The 15,465-nt window shown below is 63.7% G+C and carries 15 protein-coding genes, 1 other RNA gene and 1 riboswitch; of the genes, 5 read left to right on the top strand and 11 right to left on the bottom strand.

The window, feature by feature from the left end; genetic code table 11:
- Positions 1 to 2 precede the first annotated feature (2 nt).
- The 7 genes from CDV44_RS14760 to CDV44_RS14790 all read right to left on the bottom strand — a co-directional run bounded on the left by CDV44_RS14760 (position 3) and on the right by CDV44_RS14790 (position 7,228).
- The gene (locus tag CDV44_RS14760) at positions 3 to 608 is read right to left on the bottom strand and encodes a histidine phosphatase family protein (protein WP_087688648.1); all 606 of its coding nucleotides are present in this window, start codon (positions 606 to 608) and stop codon (positions 3 to 5) included.
- Positions 599 to 1,474, bottom strand: a complete 876-nt coding sequence (locus CDV44_RS14765) for an adenosylcobinamide-GDP ribazoletransferase (RefSeq protein ID WP_087688649.1) — start codon at positions 1,472 to 1,474, stop codon at positions 599 to 601. The genes CDV44_RS14760 and CDV44_RS14765 overlap by 10 nt, the downstream gene beginning before the upstream one ends.
- A gap of 4 nt (positions 1,475 to 1,478) precedes the next feature.
- Positions 1,479 to 2,567, bottom strand: a complete 1,089-nt coding sequence (gene cobT, locus CDV44_RS14770) for a nicotinate-nucleotide--dimethylbenzimidazole phosphoribosyltransferase (protein ID WP_087688650.1) — start codon at positions 2,565 to 2,567, stop codon at positions 1,479 to 1,481.
- A 69-nt stretch (positions 2,568 to 2,636) separates the two neighbouring features.
- Entirely contained in the window at positions 2,637 to 3,296 is a 660-nt protein-coding gene (gene cobO / locus CDV44_RS14775; RefSeq protein ID WP_087688787.1) for a cob(I)yrinic acid a,c-diamide adenosyltransferase, read from the bottom strand.
- 78 nt (positions 3,297 to 3,374) lie between these two features.
- Entirely contained in the window at positions 3,375 to 4,217 is an 843-nt protein-coding gene (locus CDV44_RS14780) for an ABC transporter ATP-binding protein (protein ID WP_087688651.1), read from the bottom strand.
- The gene (locus CDV44_RS14785; RefSeq protein ID WP_087688652.1) at positions 4,214 to 5,209 is read right to left on the bottom strand and encodes an iron ABC transporter permease; all 996 of its coding nucleotides are present in this window, start codon (positions 5,207 to 5,209) and stop codon (positions 4,214 to 4,216) included. The genes CDV44_RS14780 and CDV44_RS14785 overlap by 4 nt, the downstream gene beginning before the upstream one ends.
- Before the next feature lie 27 nt (positions 5,210 to 5,236).
- Positions 5,237 to 7,228 (bottom strand): TonB-dependent siderophore receptor, encoded by a 1,992-nt coding sequence (locus CDV44_RS14790; protein WP_087688653.1) that lies wholly within the window; start codon positions 7,226 to 7,228, stop codon positions 5,237 to 5,239.
- Positions 7,229 to 7,393: 165 nt separating this feature from the next.
- Positions 7,394 to 7,645: riboswitch (cobalamin riboswitch) on the bottom strand.
- An 89-nt stretch (positions 7,646 to 7,734) separates the two neighbouring features.
- On the opposite strand from CDV44_RS14790, the gene CDV44_RS14795 reads away from it, so the two are divergent.
- The 3 genes from CDV44_RS14795 to ssrS all read left to right on the top strand — a co-directional run bounded on the left by CDV44_RS14795 (position 7,735) and on the right by ssrS (position 8,580).
- Positions 7,735 to 8,046 (top strand): hypothetical protein, encoded by a 312-nt coding sequence (locus CDV44_RS14795; RefSeq protein WP_058375458.1) that lies wholly within the window; start codon positions 7,735 to 7,737, stop codon positions 8,044 to 8,046.
- A complete protein-coding gene (locus tag CDV44_RS14800) occupies positions 8,043 to 8,354 on the top strand; it encodes a cell division protein ZapA (RefSeq protein WP_058375459.1) in 312 nt (103 codons plus the stop codon). Before CDV44_RS14795 ends, CDV44_RS14800 begins: the two co-directional genes overlap by 4 nt.
- 45 nt (positions 8,355 to 8,399) lie before the next feature.
- Positions 8,400 to 8,580: non-coding RNA, 6S RNA (gene ssrS / locus CDV44_RS14805), on the top strand.
- A 128-nt stretch (positions 8,581 to 8,708) separates the two neighbouring features.
- Here the strand turns inward: ssrS and CDV44_RS14810 are convergent.
- From CDV44_RS14810 to CDV44_RS14820, 3 genes are all read right to left on the bottom strand, one after another.
- On the bottom strand, positions 8,709 to 10,490 hold the full coding sequence (locus CDV44_RS14810) for an acyl-CoA dehydrogenase (RefSeq protein ID WP_087688654.1): 1,782 nt from the start codon (positions 10,488 to 10,490) through the stop codon (positions 8,709 to 8,711).
- 187 nt (positions 10,491 to 10,677) lie between these two features.
- Positions 10,678 to 11,610: an electron transfer flavoprotein subunit alpha/FixB family protein gene (locus CDV44_RS14815; RefSeq protein WP_087688460.1), complete on the bottom strand. Its 933-nt coding sequence runs from the start codon at positions 11,608 to 11,610 to the stop codon at positions 10,678 to 10,680.
- A gap of 12 nt (positions 11,611 to 11,622) precedes the next feature.
- Positions 11,623 to 12,372, bottom strand: a complete 750-nt coding sequence (locus CDV44_RS14820; RefSeq protein WP_087688655.1) for an electron transfer flavoprotein subunit beta/FixA family protein — start codon at positions 12,370 to 12,372, stop codon at positions 11,623 to 11,625.
- A 398-nt stretch (positions 12,373 to 12,770) separates the two neighbouring features.
- Between CDV44_RS14820 and CDV44_RS14825 the strand changes: the two genes are divergently transcribed.
- Positions 12,771 to 13,667 carry an alpha/beta hydrolase gene (locus CDV44_RS14825; protein ID WP_249277551.1) on the top strand — a complete coding sequence of 299 codons (897 nt, stop codon included), beginning with the start codon at positions 12,771 to 12,773 and terminating at the stop codon, positions 13,665 to 13,667.
- Positions 13,668 to 13,768: 101 nt separating this feature from the next.
- On the top strand, positions 13,769 to 14,542 hold the full coding sequence (locus tag CDV44_RS14830; protein ID WP_087688656.1) for a ferredoxin--NADP reductase: 774 nt from the start codon (positions 13,769 to 13,771) through the stop codon (positions 14,540 to 14,542).
- Between the two features lie 86 nt (positions 14,543 to 14,628).
- Here the strand turns inward: CDV44_RS14830 and CDV44_RS14835 are convergent, their stop codons facing one another.
- A complete protein-coding gene (locus CDV44_RS14835) occupies positions 14,629 to 15,429 on the bottom strand; it encodes an enoyl-CoA hydratase (protein ID WP_087688657.1) in 801 nt (266 codons plus the stop codon).
- Positions 15,430 to 15,465 lie beyond the last annotated feature (36 nt).

Consider the following 15,465-nt stretch of genomic DNA (forward strand, 5'->3'; position numbering starts at 1 on the left):
GTTCAGGCGTTCCAGCGCACCAGCCGTGCGTGTCCGTCGTCGCTGAAGTGCAACTCGCAAGCGGCACCGAAGCCGAGTGCCCACGACAGGCACGCCGTTGTCGGCAGGCGTAGTGCCGTCGCCGTGTGCAGCCGGATCGGTCCGGCGTGCGTCACGGCGATGTGCACGTCTCGTGCAGCGTTCGCCGTCGAAGCCCGCAGCGCCGCCTTCGCCCACGCGTCCATGCGCAACACGACATCGCGTGCCGACTCACCACCGGGCGGCGCAAAACCTTCGACATCGTGTGCCCAGTCATCGAGTTGCGCGCGATCGAGGGAGTCCCAGCGCTGCATTTCCCACTCGCCGAAGTGCATCTCCGACAGACGGGCATCCTCCATCACCGGCATGCCGAACGATTCGGCAATCACATTCGCTGCGCTGCGAGCGCGCTGCAAAGGGCTGCTATGGACAGCGACGGGCACGCGGCCATCGAGCCATGTCGCAACGTTCTCTCGCATGATCGCCACACGCGCGTCGAACTGCGCCGCGTCGGCCGGCAGGTCTGTCTGCCCGTAGCAGATGCCCGGGGCAACGTCGGGCGGCGGATGCCGTAAGAGAATCAGATCCATGCGCACACCGTCAGATACAGCGCGAGTTCGCCGATCTGTTGCGCGAAACCCAGCGTATCGCCGGTATAGCCACCCAGTCGTCGGCGCAGATAGCGAATGAACGCCGCGCGCAGCACGATCAGTACCACCACGCCGGTCGCGCCAGCGCGCCAATCCGGCCAGAATGCCCACGGCACGCTGCACGCCACACCGAACAACAAGCCTTCGAGACTCAGACGTTGTGCGACCGGCTTCGCCTTGCCCTGTGCACGCACATAGTCGAGCGCGCGCAACAGACTGATCGCCATGCAACGGCTCGCCGCGTGGGCGCCGATCAGCACGACCGCAAAGCCACTCCATCCGAACGCCGTCTGCACATCGACCAGCGCCTGCCATTTGATGGCGAGCGCCAGCCAGAGAGCAACCGCCCCATAGGTGCCGATGCGCGAGTCGTGCATGATCTCCAGCACGCGTTCGCGCTCGAACGCACCGCCAAAGGCATCGACCGAATCGGCAAGGCCGTCCTCATGAAACGCGCCGGTCAGCAGCACACTCACCGCAAGCCCCAGCGCAATCGACAGACGCGGTGACCAGAGCATGCCCATCGCCACCGTCAACACCGCCACCAGCACACCGACGAATACCCCGACCATCGGGAAGTAGCGCGTCGCCGCGTTCAGTTGCGCGGGCGAATAGCCCACCCACGAGGGAATCGGCACGCGCGTGAAATAGCCGAGTGCCGTCAGGAAAAGCCGAAGTTGCTGCTTGCCCCATCCGTCATGTGCATCCGGGCCGGGCGCCGACGGCACGACCGCGTGCGACGCCGTCCCCTCGCCGGGAAGCGGTGCGGGATTCTCGTCAGACGGATCGGGGGGCGATGTTGTCATGTCGTCATGCTGCCGGTGTGTCGCGATCGCTCACGCCTGCGCCTTCGAACGTAGCCATCTCGCGCAGGAACGCCGCAGCCGCCTGAATCAGCGGCATGGCCAGCGCCGCGCCGGTGCCTTCACCCAGTCGCAGCCCCAGTTGCAGCAGCGGCTGTGCACCCAGTGCGTCGAGCATGGCACGATGACCGGCTTCGTCCGACGCGTGCGCAAAGAGGCAGTAATCGAGGACGGCCGGGGCGAGACGCGCGGCCACGAGCAACGCCGACGTGCTGATGAAACCGTCGACCACAACGACGAGCCCCAGCTTGGCCGCCGCCAGATACGCGCCGGTCATCATTGCGATCTCGAAGCCGCCGAATGTCGCGAGCACATCGAGCGGATCGACTTCACCGCTCACCGGATGAGCGTCGAGTGCCTGCGCCAGCACCGCCGTCTTGCGCGCCAGTCCTGCGTCGTCCACGCCGGTGCCGCGCCCCACGCAGGCGGCGAGCGGCAAGCCCGTCAGTCGCTGCATCACACAGGCCGCTGCCGAGGTGTTGCCGATGCCCATTTCGCCAAAGCCGATCATGCGCGTGCCACGCTGCGCATGGGCGACCACGCGCGCGGCACCGGCAGCGAGCGCCGCTTCAAGCTGTTCGCGCGACATGGCCGGGCGTTCGAGAAAATTCTGCGTGCCACGCGCGACGGGAATATCCACCAGCGAGGCATGCGCCGGGAAGTCGGCCGCCACGCCCGCGTTGATCACTTCCATCTCGATCTGATTGGCGCGGCAGAACACGTTGATCGCCGCACCACCGCGCAGAAAGTTGAGCACCATCTGCGCCGTGACCGCCTGCGGATACGGGCTCACGCCCGACGCCACGATGCCGTGATCGCCCGCGAACACCAGCATGGCCGGACGCGTGAGCTCAGGCGTCACGCTCTGCTGGATACGGCCGATTTGCAGCGCGATGCGCTCCAGCGCGCCGAGGCTGCCGGGCGGCTTCGTCTTGATATCGATGGCGTGTTGCAACGCGGCGTCCATGGCGGCGGACGGCGCGGCAACCTCGAACAATTCGGCCAGCAGCGGGCTGTATGCGGTCATTGCGGTCATGCGTGAGACTTCCTGAAACGAAAACGAAAAACGGCGGCGTGACGGATGGGTAGAGCCGGAGGACGTCGCTTACATTTCCACGCCGGGCTGCGCGCGAATGCCCTGCGCGAAGGCGTGTTTGACCGGCGTCATGTCGGTCACCGTGTCTGCCGCGTCGACGAGCGCCTGCGGTGCGCCCCGGCCGGTGATCACGACGTGCTGCATCTCCGGGCGCGACTCCAGATCGGCGATCACGGTATTCACATCGAGATAGCCAAGCTTGAGCGCGATATTGAGTTCATCGAACAACAGCAGGCCGAACGATGCGTCGGCCAGCATACGGCGCGCCTGCTCCCAGGCCGCTTCGGCCTTGGCGATGTCGCGCATGCGGTCTTGTGTGTCCCACGTGTAGCCTTCGCCCATCACGTGAAACTCGCATTCCTCCGGAAAACGGCGCAGAAATTTCTCTTCGCCCGTCGGGATCGCGCCCTTGATGAACTGCACCACGCCCGTCTTCATGCCGTGGCCCATCGCACGTACGACCATGCCGAAGCCCGAGCTGGACTTGCCCTTGCCATTGCCGGTGGTGATGACGAGCACGCCGCAATCGTGTTGCGCCTGCGCAATCTTGCCGTCGATCAGCGCCTTCTTGCGCACCATGCGGGCACGATGGCGCTCGTTGCGGGCCTCGTCGGCGTTGCTGCCGTCAGGGGTGGCGTTGGGATCGGGTTGTGGCGTTTCGGTCGTCATGAACAGCACCTGTAAAAACTGTGACCACGGGCGCGTGGCGCGATGCCACGCACGGGCATGGTGAGAAAAGCCAGCGCCTTAGCCACGGCGGGCGGGCACGAGTGCCTCGTCCTCGCCGTCGCGAATGAGGCGTAGCGGGTAACCGAATGCGTCGCTGCAATATTCGGCCGTGAGTACGTCGCGCACCGGTCCGGCGCGCCATGCCCCCCGCCCATCGAGCAACAACGCATGGGTGGCGAAACGGCGGGCGAGATTCAGATCGTGGCAGGAAAAGACCACAGCAGCATCGTCGCGTGCCGCGTGTTCTGCGAGACGTTCGAGAGCATCCATCTGGTGGTGCAGATCGAGATGCGAGATCGGTTCGTCGAGCAATAGCAATGGTGTCGCCTGTGCCAGTACTGCTGCCAGCGACACGCGCTGACGCTCACCGCCCGAGAGCGTGGTGACATCGCGCTGCGCAAACGATTCGAGCCCGACCTGCGCCAGTGCGTCGAGCGCAGCGGCAATATCCTCGTCCGATTCCCATGCGCCCCAACGGCCCTGTGCCAGATACGGATGCCGGCCCGCGAGCACGACTTCGAGCGCCGTCGCGCCGAACGCGTCGCGCGTTTGCTGCGGCATGAGCGCGCGCACCTTCGCGAGTGCGCCGACGCGCCACTGCGCGAGTGGTTTGCCCGCGATATCGACGCGGCCGGAGGCGGCAATGGCGTCGTCGCGATGCGGAGTTTCGTCGATGCTGCGCAGGCCGGCGAGCGTGCTGAGCAGTGTGGTCTTGCCCGCGCCGTTCGGACCGGCGAGGCACCAGCATTCGCCGGGGGAAACGGCAAAGTCGAGCCAGTCCACCAGCACTCGCTCGCCCGCGCGTAACGTCAGCGCGTGAGTGTGCAACAGCGAAGTGGGCGCCTGCGACGAGGGACTCATCGAATCACCCGTCGCGAGAGCAACCAGAGGAACAGCGGCACGCCGATGATCGCGGTAATCACGCCGACCGGCAGTTGTGTCGGCGCAATGACGGTACGTGCGACCAGATCCGCGACCATCAGCAACACGCCGCCCGCCAATGCCGCAGCGGGCAGCAGCATGCGCTGATCGTTACCGAAGCGCAGTCGCAGAATATGCGGCACGACGAGGCCAACGAAGCCGATGCTGCCGGCGGTGGTCACCGCCACCGCGGTGGCCAGCGACGCCGCCAGATAGATGCGCGCGCGCAGCGGTCCGACCGACACGCCGACGGCCTGCGCCACGGCTTCGCCGCGCAGCAGCACGTTCAGCCGATGGGCCACCGGGCAGACGATGAGCAGCGTCGCGCCCAGTGCCAGCAGCGGCAACGTGGCACGGTCGACGCCATTGAGATCGCCGGTGAGCCAAAACAACATGCCGCGCAGGCTGGCGTCGGGGGCCAAGGTGAGAATCAGCATCGCGAGCGCGCCGAAACCGGCGGCCATCATCACCCCGGTGAGCAGCAGGCGAGCGCTGCTGTCTTGTTCGCCGGGACGGAAAAAGCTGCGGTGCGAAAGCGCCATCACGAGCGCAATGGCCGCCAGCGCACCGAAGAAGGCGCTCGTCTGCACCCAGAAGAAAGGCAGCATCAGCGCGAGCGAAGCCAGTGCTGCGACGGCCGCACCGCCGGAGATACCGAGCACGTAAGGGTCAGCCAGCGGATTGCGCAGCAGCGTCTGCATGAGCGCGCCCGACACCGCCAGTAATCCGCCGCAGGCGAAGGCGGCCAGCGCACGCGGCAGGCGCAGACGCCAGACCACGTCGCCGGCCAGCCCGACGTCGTGCCCGAGCATCAGACCGCCGATCTCATGTAGCGAGACCGGCACGCTGCCCAGCATGAGCGACGCCACGAGCACCGCCAGCGCGAGGCTGGCGAGTGCCGTCCAGATGGCGAGTGCGCGGCGCAGCGTCATGCCGCTACGCCCCGCGATGCCGGTGCGTCAGAACTGCTTCCAGCCGAGCGTGACGTAAATCGCGCGCCCGATCGTGTTGTAGGCATAAACCGTCTGGTAGTTTTTGTTGAAGACGTTGTCCAGGTGCGCCGAGACGTACCAGGATTTGTCGATATCGTAACGCGCTTGCAGGTTCACGAGCGTGTACGCGCCCAGATGCTGGCCACCGCTGTCGTAGCGCTCGCCGCTGTAGAACACGTCGCCGCCGACGGTGAACTTGTCGAAGCGCTTGGACAAGCCGACCGAGCCGAACTGCTTGGCACGGCGGGCGAGTTGCTTGTCGGCATCCAGATCGGTCGGGTTCTGACGCGTGAACGAGGCCCGCACGTCGACGCCGAAAATCGGACGGCCGGTGTACGTCAGTTCAAGCCCTTCGACACGCGCCTTGGCCACATTCGAGGCCGTGTACGGGAACACCGTCAGGCCCTGAATCAGGTTCGTGTACTTGGTCTGGAAACCGGTCAGCTTGACCAGACCCAGACGCTCGCCGCCGTTGAACTGCACGCCGAGTTCCTTCGAGATCGAACGCTCGGGTTGCAGGTTCGGATTGCCGTAGCCCGGGTAGAACAGGTCGTTGAAGGTCGGTGCGCGGAAGCCGTCAGACGCGTTGGCCATCAACTTCCATTGCTGCGTCAGGTTGTAGCCGTAGCCGACCCAGTAGCTGTTAGCGCCGCCGAAGTCGGAGTACACGTCGCGGCGCACGTTGGCCTGCACCTGATGCTTGCCGAAGGTGCCTTCGTAGCCGAGGTAGCCCGAATCGACGTGGCGGTTGTTGCGGCCGTAGTTGGTGCTGCTCTCGACGGTCTGCTCCAGACGGGTGTAGCCGGCGATGAGCTTCTGGTCGGGCATGAAGGCGTATTCGTTACCCCAGTCGATCTGATTGCTCGACGTGTGGAAGTTGCCGTTGCCCTTGCCGTTCAGATAGTTGTAGCTGTAATCGTCGCCCTGCGTGACCGAGAAGCGCGTGCTCCACTTGTCGGTGACGTTGCCCTTCGCGTAGCCCGAGATCTGACGCACGCGGGCGTCGGTATCGTTCAGATCGGTGGGCTTGCCGTAGGCGTTGTCGTAGCTGCTGCTGCCGTCGCTCTGGAACAGGCGCACGCCGACTTCCCACGTGTCGCCGAGCTTTTGCGAGATCGACGCGCTCACGCTCGTGTTGTCGTCACCGTTCCGGTTCGGGTTCACATTCTTCGGATAGAAGCGCGGGTCGATGGCCGTGATGCCATTCGTGTGAAAGCGCGACACATCCAGCGAGAAGTTGGTCTTGCCGTCGTTGAACGAGCCCGCAATGCCGGCGTTGGCCTGCGTGGTGTTGTTCGTGCCGTAACCGATTTCCGCGTAGGCGCGCGGCGGGCCGCCATCGCCCTTGCGGGTAAAGATCTGAATCACACCGCCCACGGCTTGCGACCCGTAGAGCGCCGAAACATTGCCGCGCACGATTTCGATGTGGTCAATTTGCGACACCGGAATCTGTGCGATGTTGGTCGTGCCCGTGGTGGCCGAGTTGACCGGCACGCCGTCGATGAGCACGAGCGAGGCGTTCGACGCCGCGCCGCGCATGAAAATGCTGGCCGACGTGCCGAAGCCGCCGTTCTGCGCGATTTCCACACCGGCCTGACCGCGCAGCAGCGTCGGCAAGTCCTGCGCCTGGCTTTGTTCGATGTCTTCGCGCGTGATCACCGAAGTGGCGGCGAGCGTGTCGGCCAGCTTCTGCTCGGTGCGCGACGCCGTGACGACCGTGGTCTTGAGCTGTGCCGCCGTGGTGTTGTCGCTGGTGGCTGTGTTGGCCGCGACAGTGACGGGAGCGGCCGGTGCGGCAGTCGTTTCAGCCGCAGTCGCAGCAGTGGCTGGCGCGGCAGACTGGGCGTGCACGGCGAAGCTCAGCGAGGCAGCGAGCGAGGCGCAAACGAGAGCGACGGTACGCGGGGCAGGAACAAAGGCAGGCGCGTGCGGCGCCATAGCGCGAACGTGGGAGCGCATGATCTGGTGTGACTTCCGTAGTTTTCTTTTTTGCCTTGACCCGTTCCCCCGCGGGTCGTCAGCGCACGGGGAGCGCCGGCGACAGGTCACGGATGCAAGTCGGATGGAATCGCATCGACACATGAAAACGACGGCGAGCCGCCAGCGGCAGGGCCGGGCGGCATGACTTTTCCCCACTCGCTCGGCCGGTATCCGGGCTGGTCATCGTCACGCCTGACCGGCCTTCCCACAAGTGAAACACTTGCAGTGGCGATTGAGGCGAAGCGCGTTTTCGGAAACCTTTATGGCCGAAATGATGACTTACCGTTGCGGGGGCAGCACAGGTTGGCCAGCCCGTGTGGGGGCGCGGCTCCCTGTTTCCCGTTTAACTGCGCATGCCGGGGGGCGTGCGCGAGCACCGAAGCGCCGCAAGTGTAGGGGTCAATCGGACGAGCGTCAATGCTCGTTCATCGGGCATTGGCCGCCGATTCCGTTAGAATGTAGGGCAATTAAGAGGACGCAGCCCGATGCTCACCGATCTCGACAATCTCACTGACAAAATCGAACAGTTGGTTGTGATAAGCCAACGTTTTCATCAACACAATCAGGCACTGCTAAGTGAGCTTGAGCGCACACGCGCCGAATGCGACGATACCCGCGCCGCGATTGAACAATTACGCGCCGAGCGCGACGCCCTGCGTTTGCAGCGCGATCAGCTCGCCGCCAAGATCGACGAGGCTCAGGTTCGCCTGAATGCCATTCTGGAAAAGCTTCCGTCGCAAAACCCTGCTGAGGGTCAGATGGATCTGCTCGGTACCCCCGGTGGAGAACACGCATGACGATCAAGCAGCTCGAAGTTCATATTCTGGAACAGTCGTACCGTCTCGCGTGCCCCCCGGAACACGAGGCTGATCTGCTCTCCGCCGTCTCGCGCGTCGATGCCGAAATGAGCAAGGTTCGTGCACAAAGCAGCGTGCGCGGCACCGACCGGATTGCCGTCATGGCAGCGTTGAGCCTGGCATCCGAATTGCTTGCACTGGAAAAAAGTATTGCTGCTGGACAATCTTTCCCCGCTGAAGAAATTCAGAGTAGAATGCAACGCATGAACGATCGATTAAGCGCTGTGATCGACCAGTATCAAAGCTGAGTCAACGTAGAAATTCACAGGCTGTCGCGCGATTCAAAAGGTTAGTTTTCCCTGCCTGGTTTGCGAAAGTCATAGATTCCTTGAACCAATGCTTTTTGCAGGTTGCGGAAGTTTGTAGTGCTGGCGTGAGCGTCACTCTGTCTGATGAACCCAAAGCGCTACTAACCGCGACCACCTTGAACCTCCCGGTTCAGGATGCCGGCTTAGCGGCTGTGGCGGGGACCCAATACACGGCACTGCGTTCGCGCAGTGCCGTTTTTTTTCGTGCGATGAATGTCGTGCGCTGACGGCAAAAAGAAAGGCGGCCCGCAGGCCGCCTTTTTTCTTTCTCGCTACCGAAGCTAACGTTACGCGTCAGAACTGCGCTTCGCTCAGCGACAGCGCCGAATCTGCACCCTCGGTGATCGACTGTGCGAGACCCGGTGCTTGCGTCAGGATGTGGTCGGCAAAGAAACGTGCAGTGCCGATCTTGGCATCGTAGAACGCCGGATCTTCCGCACGACGCGCCTGCGCTGCCAGCAACGCACGGCCCATTTGCCAGCCACCCAGCACGATCCCCGCAAGCTTCAGGTACGGCACGCTGCCGGCAAACACGGCATTCGCGTTGTCTTGCGTGTTCGCGATGACGTAATCGACCACGATCGACAACGCTTCACGGCCCTTGGCCAGACGCTCGGCCACGCTCGTCGCCACGCCGCCTGCGGCGCGCAATTCGTTTTCGGTGGCCGCCACTTGCTCGAACAGCGCACGCGCCACGGCGCCGCCATCACGCAGCGTCTTGCGGCCGATCAGGTCGTTGGCCTGAATGGCCGTCGTGCCTTCGTAAATCGGCAGAATCCGTGCATCGCGGTAGTACTGCGCAGCGCCCGTTTCTTCGATGAAGCCCATGCCGCCATGCACCTGCACGCCGAGGCTCGTGACGTCGAGCGACATCTCCGTGCTCCAGCCCTTCACGATCGGCACCAGGAACTCGTAGACGGCCTGTGCGCGCTTGCGCTCGCCGGCATCAGCGGCATTGTGGCCGATGTCGGCCTGCGCCGCCGCGACATACGCCAGCGCACGCGCCCCTTCGGTGAGCGCGCGCATCGTCATGAGCATGCGCTTCACATCCGGGTGATGAATGATCGCGACCGCGTCGCGCGACGAACCGTCGACCGGACGGCTCTGCAAACGATCACGGGCATACGCCACCGCATGCTGATAGGCGCGCTCGGCGACCGCGACCCCTTGCATGCCCACGGCGAAACGCGCGGCGTTCATCATGATGAACATGTACTCGAGACCGCGATTCTCTTCGCCGATCAGGTAACCGGTTGCGCCACCGTTGTCGCCAAATTGCAGTACGGCGGTCGGGCTCGCCTTGATGCCGAGCTTGTGTTCGATCGACACGCAATGCACGTCGTTACGCGCGCCGAGCTTGCCCTCGGCATCGACGTTGAACTTCGGCACGATGAACAACGAGATACCCTTCACGCCCGGCGGCGCATCGGGCGTGCGGGCCAGCACGAGGTGCACGATGTTCTCGGCCATGTCGTGTTCGCCGAACGTGATGAAAATCTTCGTGCCGAAAATCTTGTACGTGCCGTCGCCCGCGCGGTCGGCACGCGTGCGCACCAGTGCGAGATCCGAGCCCGCCTGCGGCTCGGTCAGGTTCATCGTGCCGGTCCATTCGCCGGAGAGCAGCTTAGGCACGTAGAGCGCGCGCTGGGCATCGCTGCCGGCCGTGAGCAGCGCTTCGACAGCGCCGTCGGTCAGCAACGGGCACAGGGCGAACGACAGGTTCGCCGCGTTGAGCATTTCGGTGCAGGGCGTGGCCACCAGTTTCGGCAGGCCTTGGCCGCCGAATTCCTGCGGGTGCAGCACCCCTTGCCAGCCGGCTTCGGAGAATTGCTTGAAGGCTTCCTTGAAACCCGGCGTCGTGGTGACGACACCGTCCTTCCACGTGCTCGGCTGCTGATCGCCGATGACGTTCAGCGGTGCGAGCACTTCCTGGTTAAAACGTGCGGCTTCTTCGAGCACGGCCTGTGCGATTTCGGGCGAGGCATCCTCGTAGCCCGGCAACGCGGCAATGCTCGACAGGTCCGCCAGCTCGTTCATCACGAACTGCATGTCCTTGATCGGGGCCTGATAACTCATGTCGTTCCTCCAGGGAATTCCGTTTGCCTGCGGATGGTGGCGAATGCCGGGATTCTTATTTTTTATTGTCTTGTGTCTGACCGATTCATATGAAGACGCAGCACGTCGCCCGTGTCCTCATGTGAATCGGCTGCGAAGCCAGTCTCTCGACTCGCTCCGCAGCGCGATTTCGTGACAGCGTTCTTACTTACAGCGCGCTCACCAGTTCCGGCACGACGGTGAACAGATCACCCACCAGACCGTAATCCGCCACCGAGAAGATCGGCGCTTCCGGATCCTTGTTGATCGCCACGATCACCTTCGAATCCTTCATCCCGGCCAAGTGCTGAATCGCCCCCGAGATGCCCACCGCCACATACAACTGCGGTGCCACGATCTTGCCCGTCTGTCCGACCTGATAGTCGTTCGGCACATAACCGGCATCCACTGCCGCGCGCGAGGCGCCCAGCGCCGCACCCAGCTTGTCGGCCAGCGGCTCCAGCACTTTCGTGTAGTTCTCGCCCGAGCCCAGACCACGGCCGCCCGAGACGATGATCTTCGCGCTCGTGAGTTCCGGACGGTCCAGCTTCGTCACTTCACGGCCCACGAACTGCGACAGACCGGCGTCCGGCGTAGCAGCGATGCTCTCAACTGCGGCGCTGCCACCGGTCGCGGCTGCCGGGTCGAAGCCCGTCGAGCGCACCGTGATCACCTTCACCTTGTCGGCGCTTTGCACCGTCGCAATCGCGTTACCCGCGTAGATCGGGCGCTCGAACGTGTCCGCGCTGTCGACCTTCGTGATATCCGAGATTTGGGCGACATCGAGCAGTGCGGCTACGCGCGGGGCAATGTTCTTGCCGTAGGCGGTGGCCGTTGCCAGGATGTGCGAATAGTTGCCCGCGATCGACACCACCTCGTCGGCGATGTTTTCCGCCAGACCGTCGGCGAAGTACGGCGCGTCAGCGAGCAGCACCTTCTTCACGCCAGCGATTTGTGCGGCGGCGTCAGCAGCGGCCTTGGCGTTGCTGCCAGCCACCAGCACGTGCACGTCGTCACCGCATTGCAGGGCGGCAGCGACCGTGTTCAGCGTCGCCGCTTTGATCGATTGATTGTCGTGTTCTGCGATTACCAGAATGCTCATCTCGTCGTCCCCTTAGATGACCTTGGCTTCGGTCTTCAGTTTGTCGACGAGCGTTGCCACGTCCGCCACCTTCACCCCTGCGCTGCGCTTGGGCGGCTCGGCCACCTTCAGCGTCTTCAGACGCGGGCTCACATCCACGCCCAGATCGGCAGGCTTCACCGTCTCGAGCGGCTTCTTCTTCGCTTTCATGATGTTGGGCAGCGTCACATAACGCGGCTCATTCAGGCGCAAGTCGGTCGTGATGACTGCTGGCAGCGACAGCGAGATCGTTTCCAGACCACCGTCCACTTCGCGCGTGACCTGTGCGCGGTTATCCGCCACCGTCACTTTCGAAGCGAACGTCGCCTGCGGCAGCTTTGCGAGTGCTGCGAGCATCTGACCGGTTTGGTTCGAGTCGTCGTCGATGGCCTGCTTGCCCAGGATCACCAGTTGCGGCTGCTCCTTGTCGACCACGGCCTTGAGCAACTTGGCCACGGCCAGCGGTTGCAGTTCTTCATCCGATTCGATCAGGATCGCGCGATCCGCACCGATGGCCAGCGCCGTGCGCAGCGTCTCTTGCGATTGCGCCACACCCGCGGACACCGCAATCACTTCCGTCGCCACGCCCGCTTCCTTCAGACGCACCGCCTCTTCCACCGCGATCTCGTCGAACGGATTCATCGACATCTTCACGTTCGCAATGTCGACGCCACTGCCGTCGCTCTTCACGCGAACCTTTACGTTGTAATCCACTACCCGTTTGACCGGTACAAGGATCTTCATGAACTCGCTCCAAAGTTACGTTTACGTCAATCCGCTGCCATTATAACCACAGGGTTGCTGACGCATTTATTGCATATTTATGGCATTTTGTGGCAATGAGCCGATGCGCCCTCTGGATATGCCACGCATGCGCGATCCTCGCGATAGCGGCGCCGGAACCGCGGTGGCACTTGGCGATACGCCATCACCGCCCCGAACGATCGTGCTATTTTTATGCAAATCGTGGCGCTCAACCAGTGTCTTCGTGGTGCATTTCCTCTAGAGAAATCCACCCGTCGCACAGACGCCTATGATCGAATGGCGCACCCGGAATTCAGACTGTCACACGCATGACGGCCCGCCGGGGATCCATTTGGAATTCGGTGACAAGCGCCCTGCCGCCGGGCGAGGAGGAAGACATGACCACGCATTCGGAATCGCGTCTGAAGGCCAGCGACGGCCTCGATCTGCACGTGCAGAGCTGGCGGCCCGACAACATGGGCAACACGAGTGCGCCGCTACGCGCGGTGGTCGCTATCGTGCACGGCATGGGCGAACACGGCGGGCGCTACGCGCGGCTCGCCGAGCACTTCGCCTCGCATCAGATCGCCACCATCACGTACGACCTGCGCGGACACGGCCGCTCGGCCGGTGCGCGCGTCTTCGTCAATCACTTCGACGAATATCTCGACGACACCGAGATCTTTCTCACCCACGTGCGCCACACCTTCGGACAAGTGCCGCTGTTCGTGCTCGGCCACAGCATGGGGGGTGCGATTGCCGCGCTCTACACGATCACACGAGCGCCCGCCCACGTGCGAGGGCTGATTCTGAGCAGCCCTGCCCTCGCGCCGGGCGAACCCGTTGCCCCGTGGCTCGCCAAGGCCGGGCGCTGGGTGTCACGCTGGCTGCCGAAGGTGCCGGTCTTCAAGATCGATCCGGCGATGATTTCGCGCGACAAGTCGGTGGTCGACGCCGCCAAGCAAGATCCGTTGAACGCCTATCGCGGCACCCCGGCACGCACCGCCGCCGAATTGCTCGACGCGATGGCGCGCATTCACGCCAACGCCGATGCACTGCATCTGCCGTTGTATGTCTTTCACGGCACCGCGGACAAACTCACCGCACCGTGGGCCAGCGAGCAGTTTCATGACAACGCGGGCTCGCAGGACAAGACGCTCCATCTCTACAAGGGCCACTTTCACGAGACGCTCAACGATCTCGACCGCGAGAAGGTCATTGGCGATCTCACGCAGTGGATGTTGCAGCACCTGCCGGTCGCGAAGACGCCCGAACCCGCGCACGATAGCGCTTGAGGCCGCTCGCCCTGCGATCCCAACACGGTAGCAGGGTCTCATCCCGATAGGCCGCGCTGCGCGTTACACTGGGCTCGTACGTATTCGCGAGGAGCCCCGGCATGCAAGCGCAGACGAAATACTCGCCGCAAACCGTCACCGGCGTGCACTTCTGGACGCCGACGATCTTCAGCATCAAGACCACACGGCCGCCCGGCCTGCAATTCGCGCCCGGGCAGTTCGTTCGCCTCGGCCTTCCCGGCGATGACGGACAACTGATCTGGCGCGCGTATTCCTTCGTAAATTCGCCTGCCGAAGATACGTTGGAGTTCTACGTAATCACGATTCCCGAAGGGCTGCTGACGCCACGCATGGCGAAGCTCAAGGTCGGCGACGAAATGTTCGTCGATCACACTGCCTACGGCTTTCTCACACTCGATCGCTTCACCGGTGGCGACGACCTCTGGCTTCTCGCCACGGGCACGGGCCTCGCGCCGTTCGTGTCGATACTGCGCGATCCGGCCGTGTGGCAACGCTTCCGGAATATCTACGTGGTGCACAGCGTGCGCTGGGAGCGTGATCTCGCCTATTACGAGGAACTACGCCACTTCTCGCATCCCGACGTCGATCCGGCGCTCGTCGAGAAGCTCCACTTCGGCGTTTGCGTGACGCGCGAGCAGACCCCCGGTGCGCTCTATGGCCGCATCACGTCATTGCTCGAATCGGGAGCGTTGGAAAAATCATTGGGCGCGACGCTCGACCCTGCCACGTCGCGCATCATGGTGTGCGGCAATCCGGACATGGTGAAGGAGCTACGCGCGTGGTTCACCGGCAACGGCTATGCCGTGAGCCGCACGGCAACGCCGGGGCCGCTGGTGCTGGAGAAGCAGTGGTAGCGCGCGACGCGGTGCTAGCGTGGCGGACGGATACGAGCGTTGCCGTTGCGGCGACTTGCCCGGTCACATGTCTCGTTCGGCACGCTTCATGACTTCGCCCAATCCGGGGCGCGTTTTTCGATAAATGCCTGAACGCCTTCGAGCGCGCAATCGTCCATCATGTTGCACGCCATTGTCTGGCCGGCCATCTGGTAGGCCGCTTCGATGCCCGTCTCCAGTTGGCGGTAGAACAGGCCCTTGCCGGCGGCAACTGCTGCCGCAGGCTTCGCGAGTATCGATGCACAGAGCGCCGCCACTTCCGCGTCGAGCCGCTCCATCGGCACGACACGGTTGACGAGGCCGCGTTCGCGCGCGGTTTCGGCGTCGATAAAGTCGCCCGTCAGCAGCATCTCCATCGCCTGCTTGCGCGACAGATTGCGCGAGAGCGCCACGCCCGGTGTCGCGCAGAACAATCCCACGTTGATGCCGGACACCGCGAAGCGTGCCGCCGACGCTGCCACCGCCAGATCGCACATCGCCACCAACTGGCACCCTGCCGCTGTCGCAATGCCATGCACACGTGCGATAACGGGTTGCGGCATGCGCTGCATGGTCATCATCACGCGGGTGCATTGATTGAAGAGTCGGCGGTAGTAGTCGAGCGACGGCTCGGCGCGCATTTCCTTGAGATCGTGCCCGGCGCAGAACGCCGCGCCTGCGGCGGCCAGCACGACAACGCGCGCGCTGTCTTCGTTCGCGATGGCATCGAGCGCGTGTTGCAGCGCATCGAGCATCGCTTCGGACAAGGCGTTGAACTGGCGCGGACGATTCAGCGTGAGCGTCACGACGCCCGCGAGATCACCTTCACCGCGCGTGGTGAGAACCAGCGATTCGTCGGTAGCGCTCATGATCGTCTCCTGTGCCACGTCATGCCGCGCGGCATC

It is taken from the genome of Pandoraea sp. PE-S2R-1, assembly GCF_002179865.1.
In the GTDB taxonomy this organism is placed as follows: Bacteria; Pseudomonadota; Gammaproteobacteria; order Burkholderiales; family Burkholderiaceae; genus Pandoraea.

What these genes read in the sequence shown, in the direction of transcription:
- CDV44_RS14760 (WP_087688648.1), bottom strand. Translation starts at nt 608, where the DNA reads ATGGATCTGATTCTCTTACGGCATCCGCCGCCCGACGTTGCCCCGGGC.
- CDV44_RS14765 (WP_087688649.1), bottom strand. Translation starts at nt 1,474, where the DNA reads ATGACAACATCGCCCCCCGATCCGTCTGACGAGAATCCCGCACCGCTT.
- cobT (WP_087688650.1), bottom strand. Translation starts at nt 2,567, where the DNA reads ATGACCGCAATGACCGCATACAGCCCGCTGCTGGCCGAATTGTTCGAG.
- cobO (WP_087688787.1), bottom strand. Translation starts at nt 3,296, where the DNA reads ATGACGACCGAAACGCCACAACCCGATCCCAACGCCACCCCTGACGGC.
- CDV44_RS14780 (WP_087688651.1), bottom strand. Translation starts at nt 4,217, where the DNA reads ATGAGTCCCTCGTCGCAGGCGCCCACTTCGCTGTTGCACACTCACGCG.
- CDV44_RS14785 (WP_087688652.1), bottom strand. Translation starts at nt 5,209, where the DNA reads ATGACGCTGCGCCGCGCACTCGCCATCTGGACGGCACTCGCCAGCCTC.
- CDV44_RS14790 (WP_087688653.1), bottom strand. Translation starts at nt 7,228, where the DNA reads ATGCGCTCCCACGTTCGCGCTATGGCGCCGCACGCGCCTGCCTTTGTT.
- CDV44_RS14795 (WP_058375458.1), top strand. Translation starts at nt 7,735, where the DNA reads ATGCTCACCGATCTCGACAATCTCACTGACAAAATCGAACAGTTGGTT.
- CDV44_RS14800 (WP_058375459.1), top strand. Translation starts at nt 8,043, where the DNA reads ATGACGATCAAGCAGCTCGAAGTTCATATTCTGGAACAGTCGTACCGT.
- CDV44_RS14810 (WP_087688654.1), bottom strand. Translation starts at nt 10,490, where the DNA reads ATGAGTTATCAGGCCCCGATCAAGGACATGCAGTTCGTGATGAACGAG.
- CDV44_RS14815 (WP_087688460.1), bottom strand. Translation starts at nt 11,610, where the DNA reads ATGAGCATTCTGGTAATCGCAGAACACGACAATCAATCGATCAAAGCG.
- CDV44_RS14820 (WP_087688655.1), bottom strand. Translation starts at nt 12,372, where the DNA reads ATGAAGATCCTTGTACCGGTCAAACGGGTAGTGGATTACAACGTAAAG.
- CDV44_RS14825 (WP_249277551.1), top strand. Translation starts at nt 12,771, where the DNA reads ATGACCACGCATTCGGAATCGCGTCTGAAGGCCAGCGACGGCCTCGAT.
- CDV44_RS14830 (WP_087688656.1), top strand. Translation starts at nt 13,769, where the DNA reads ATGCAAGCGCAGACGAAATACTCGCCGCAAACCGTCACCGGCGTGCAC.
- CDV44_RS14835 (WP_087688657.1), bottom strand. Translation starts at nt 15,429, where the DNA reads ATGAGCGCTACCGACGAATCGCTGGTTCTCACCACGCGCGGTGAAGGT.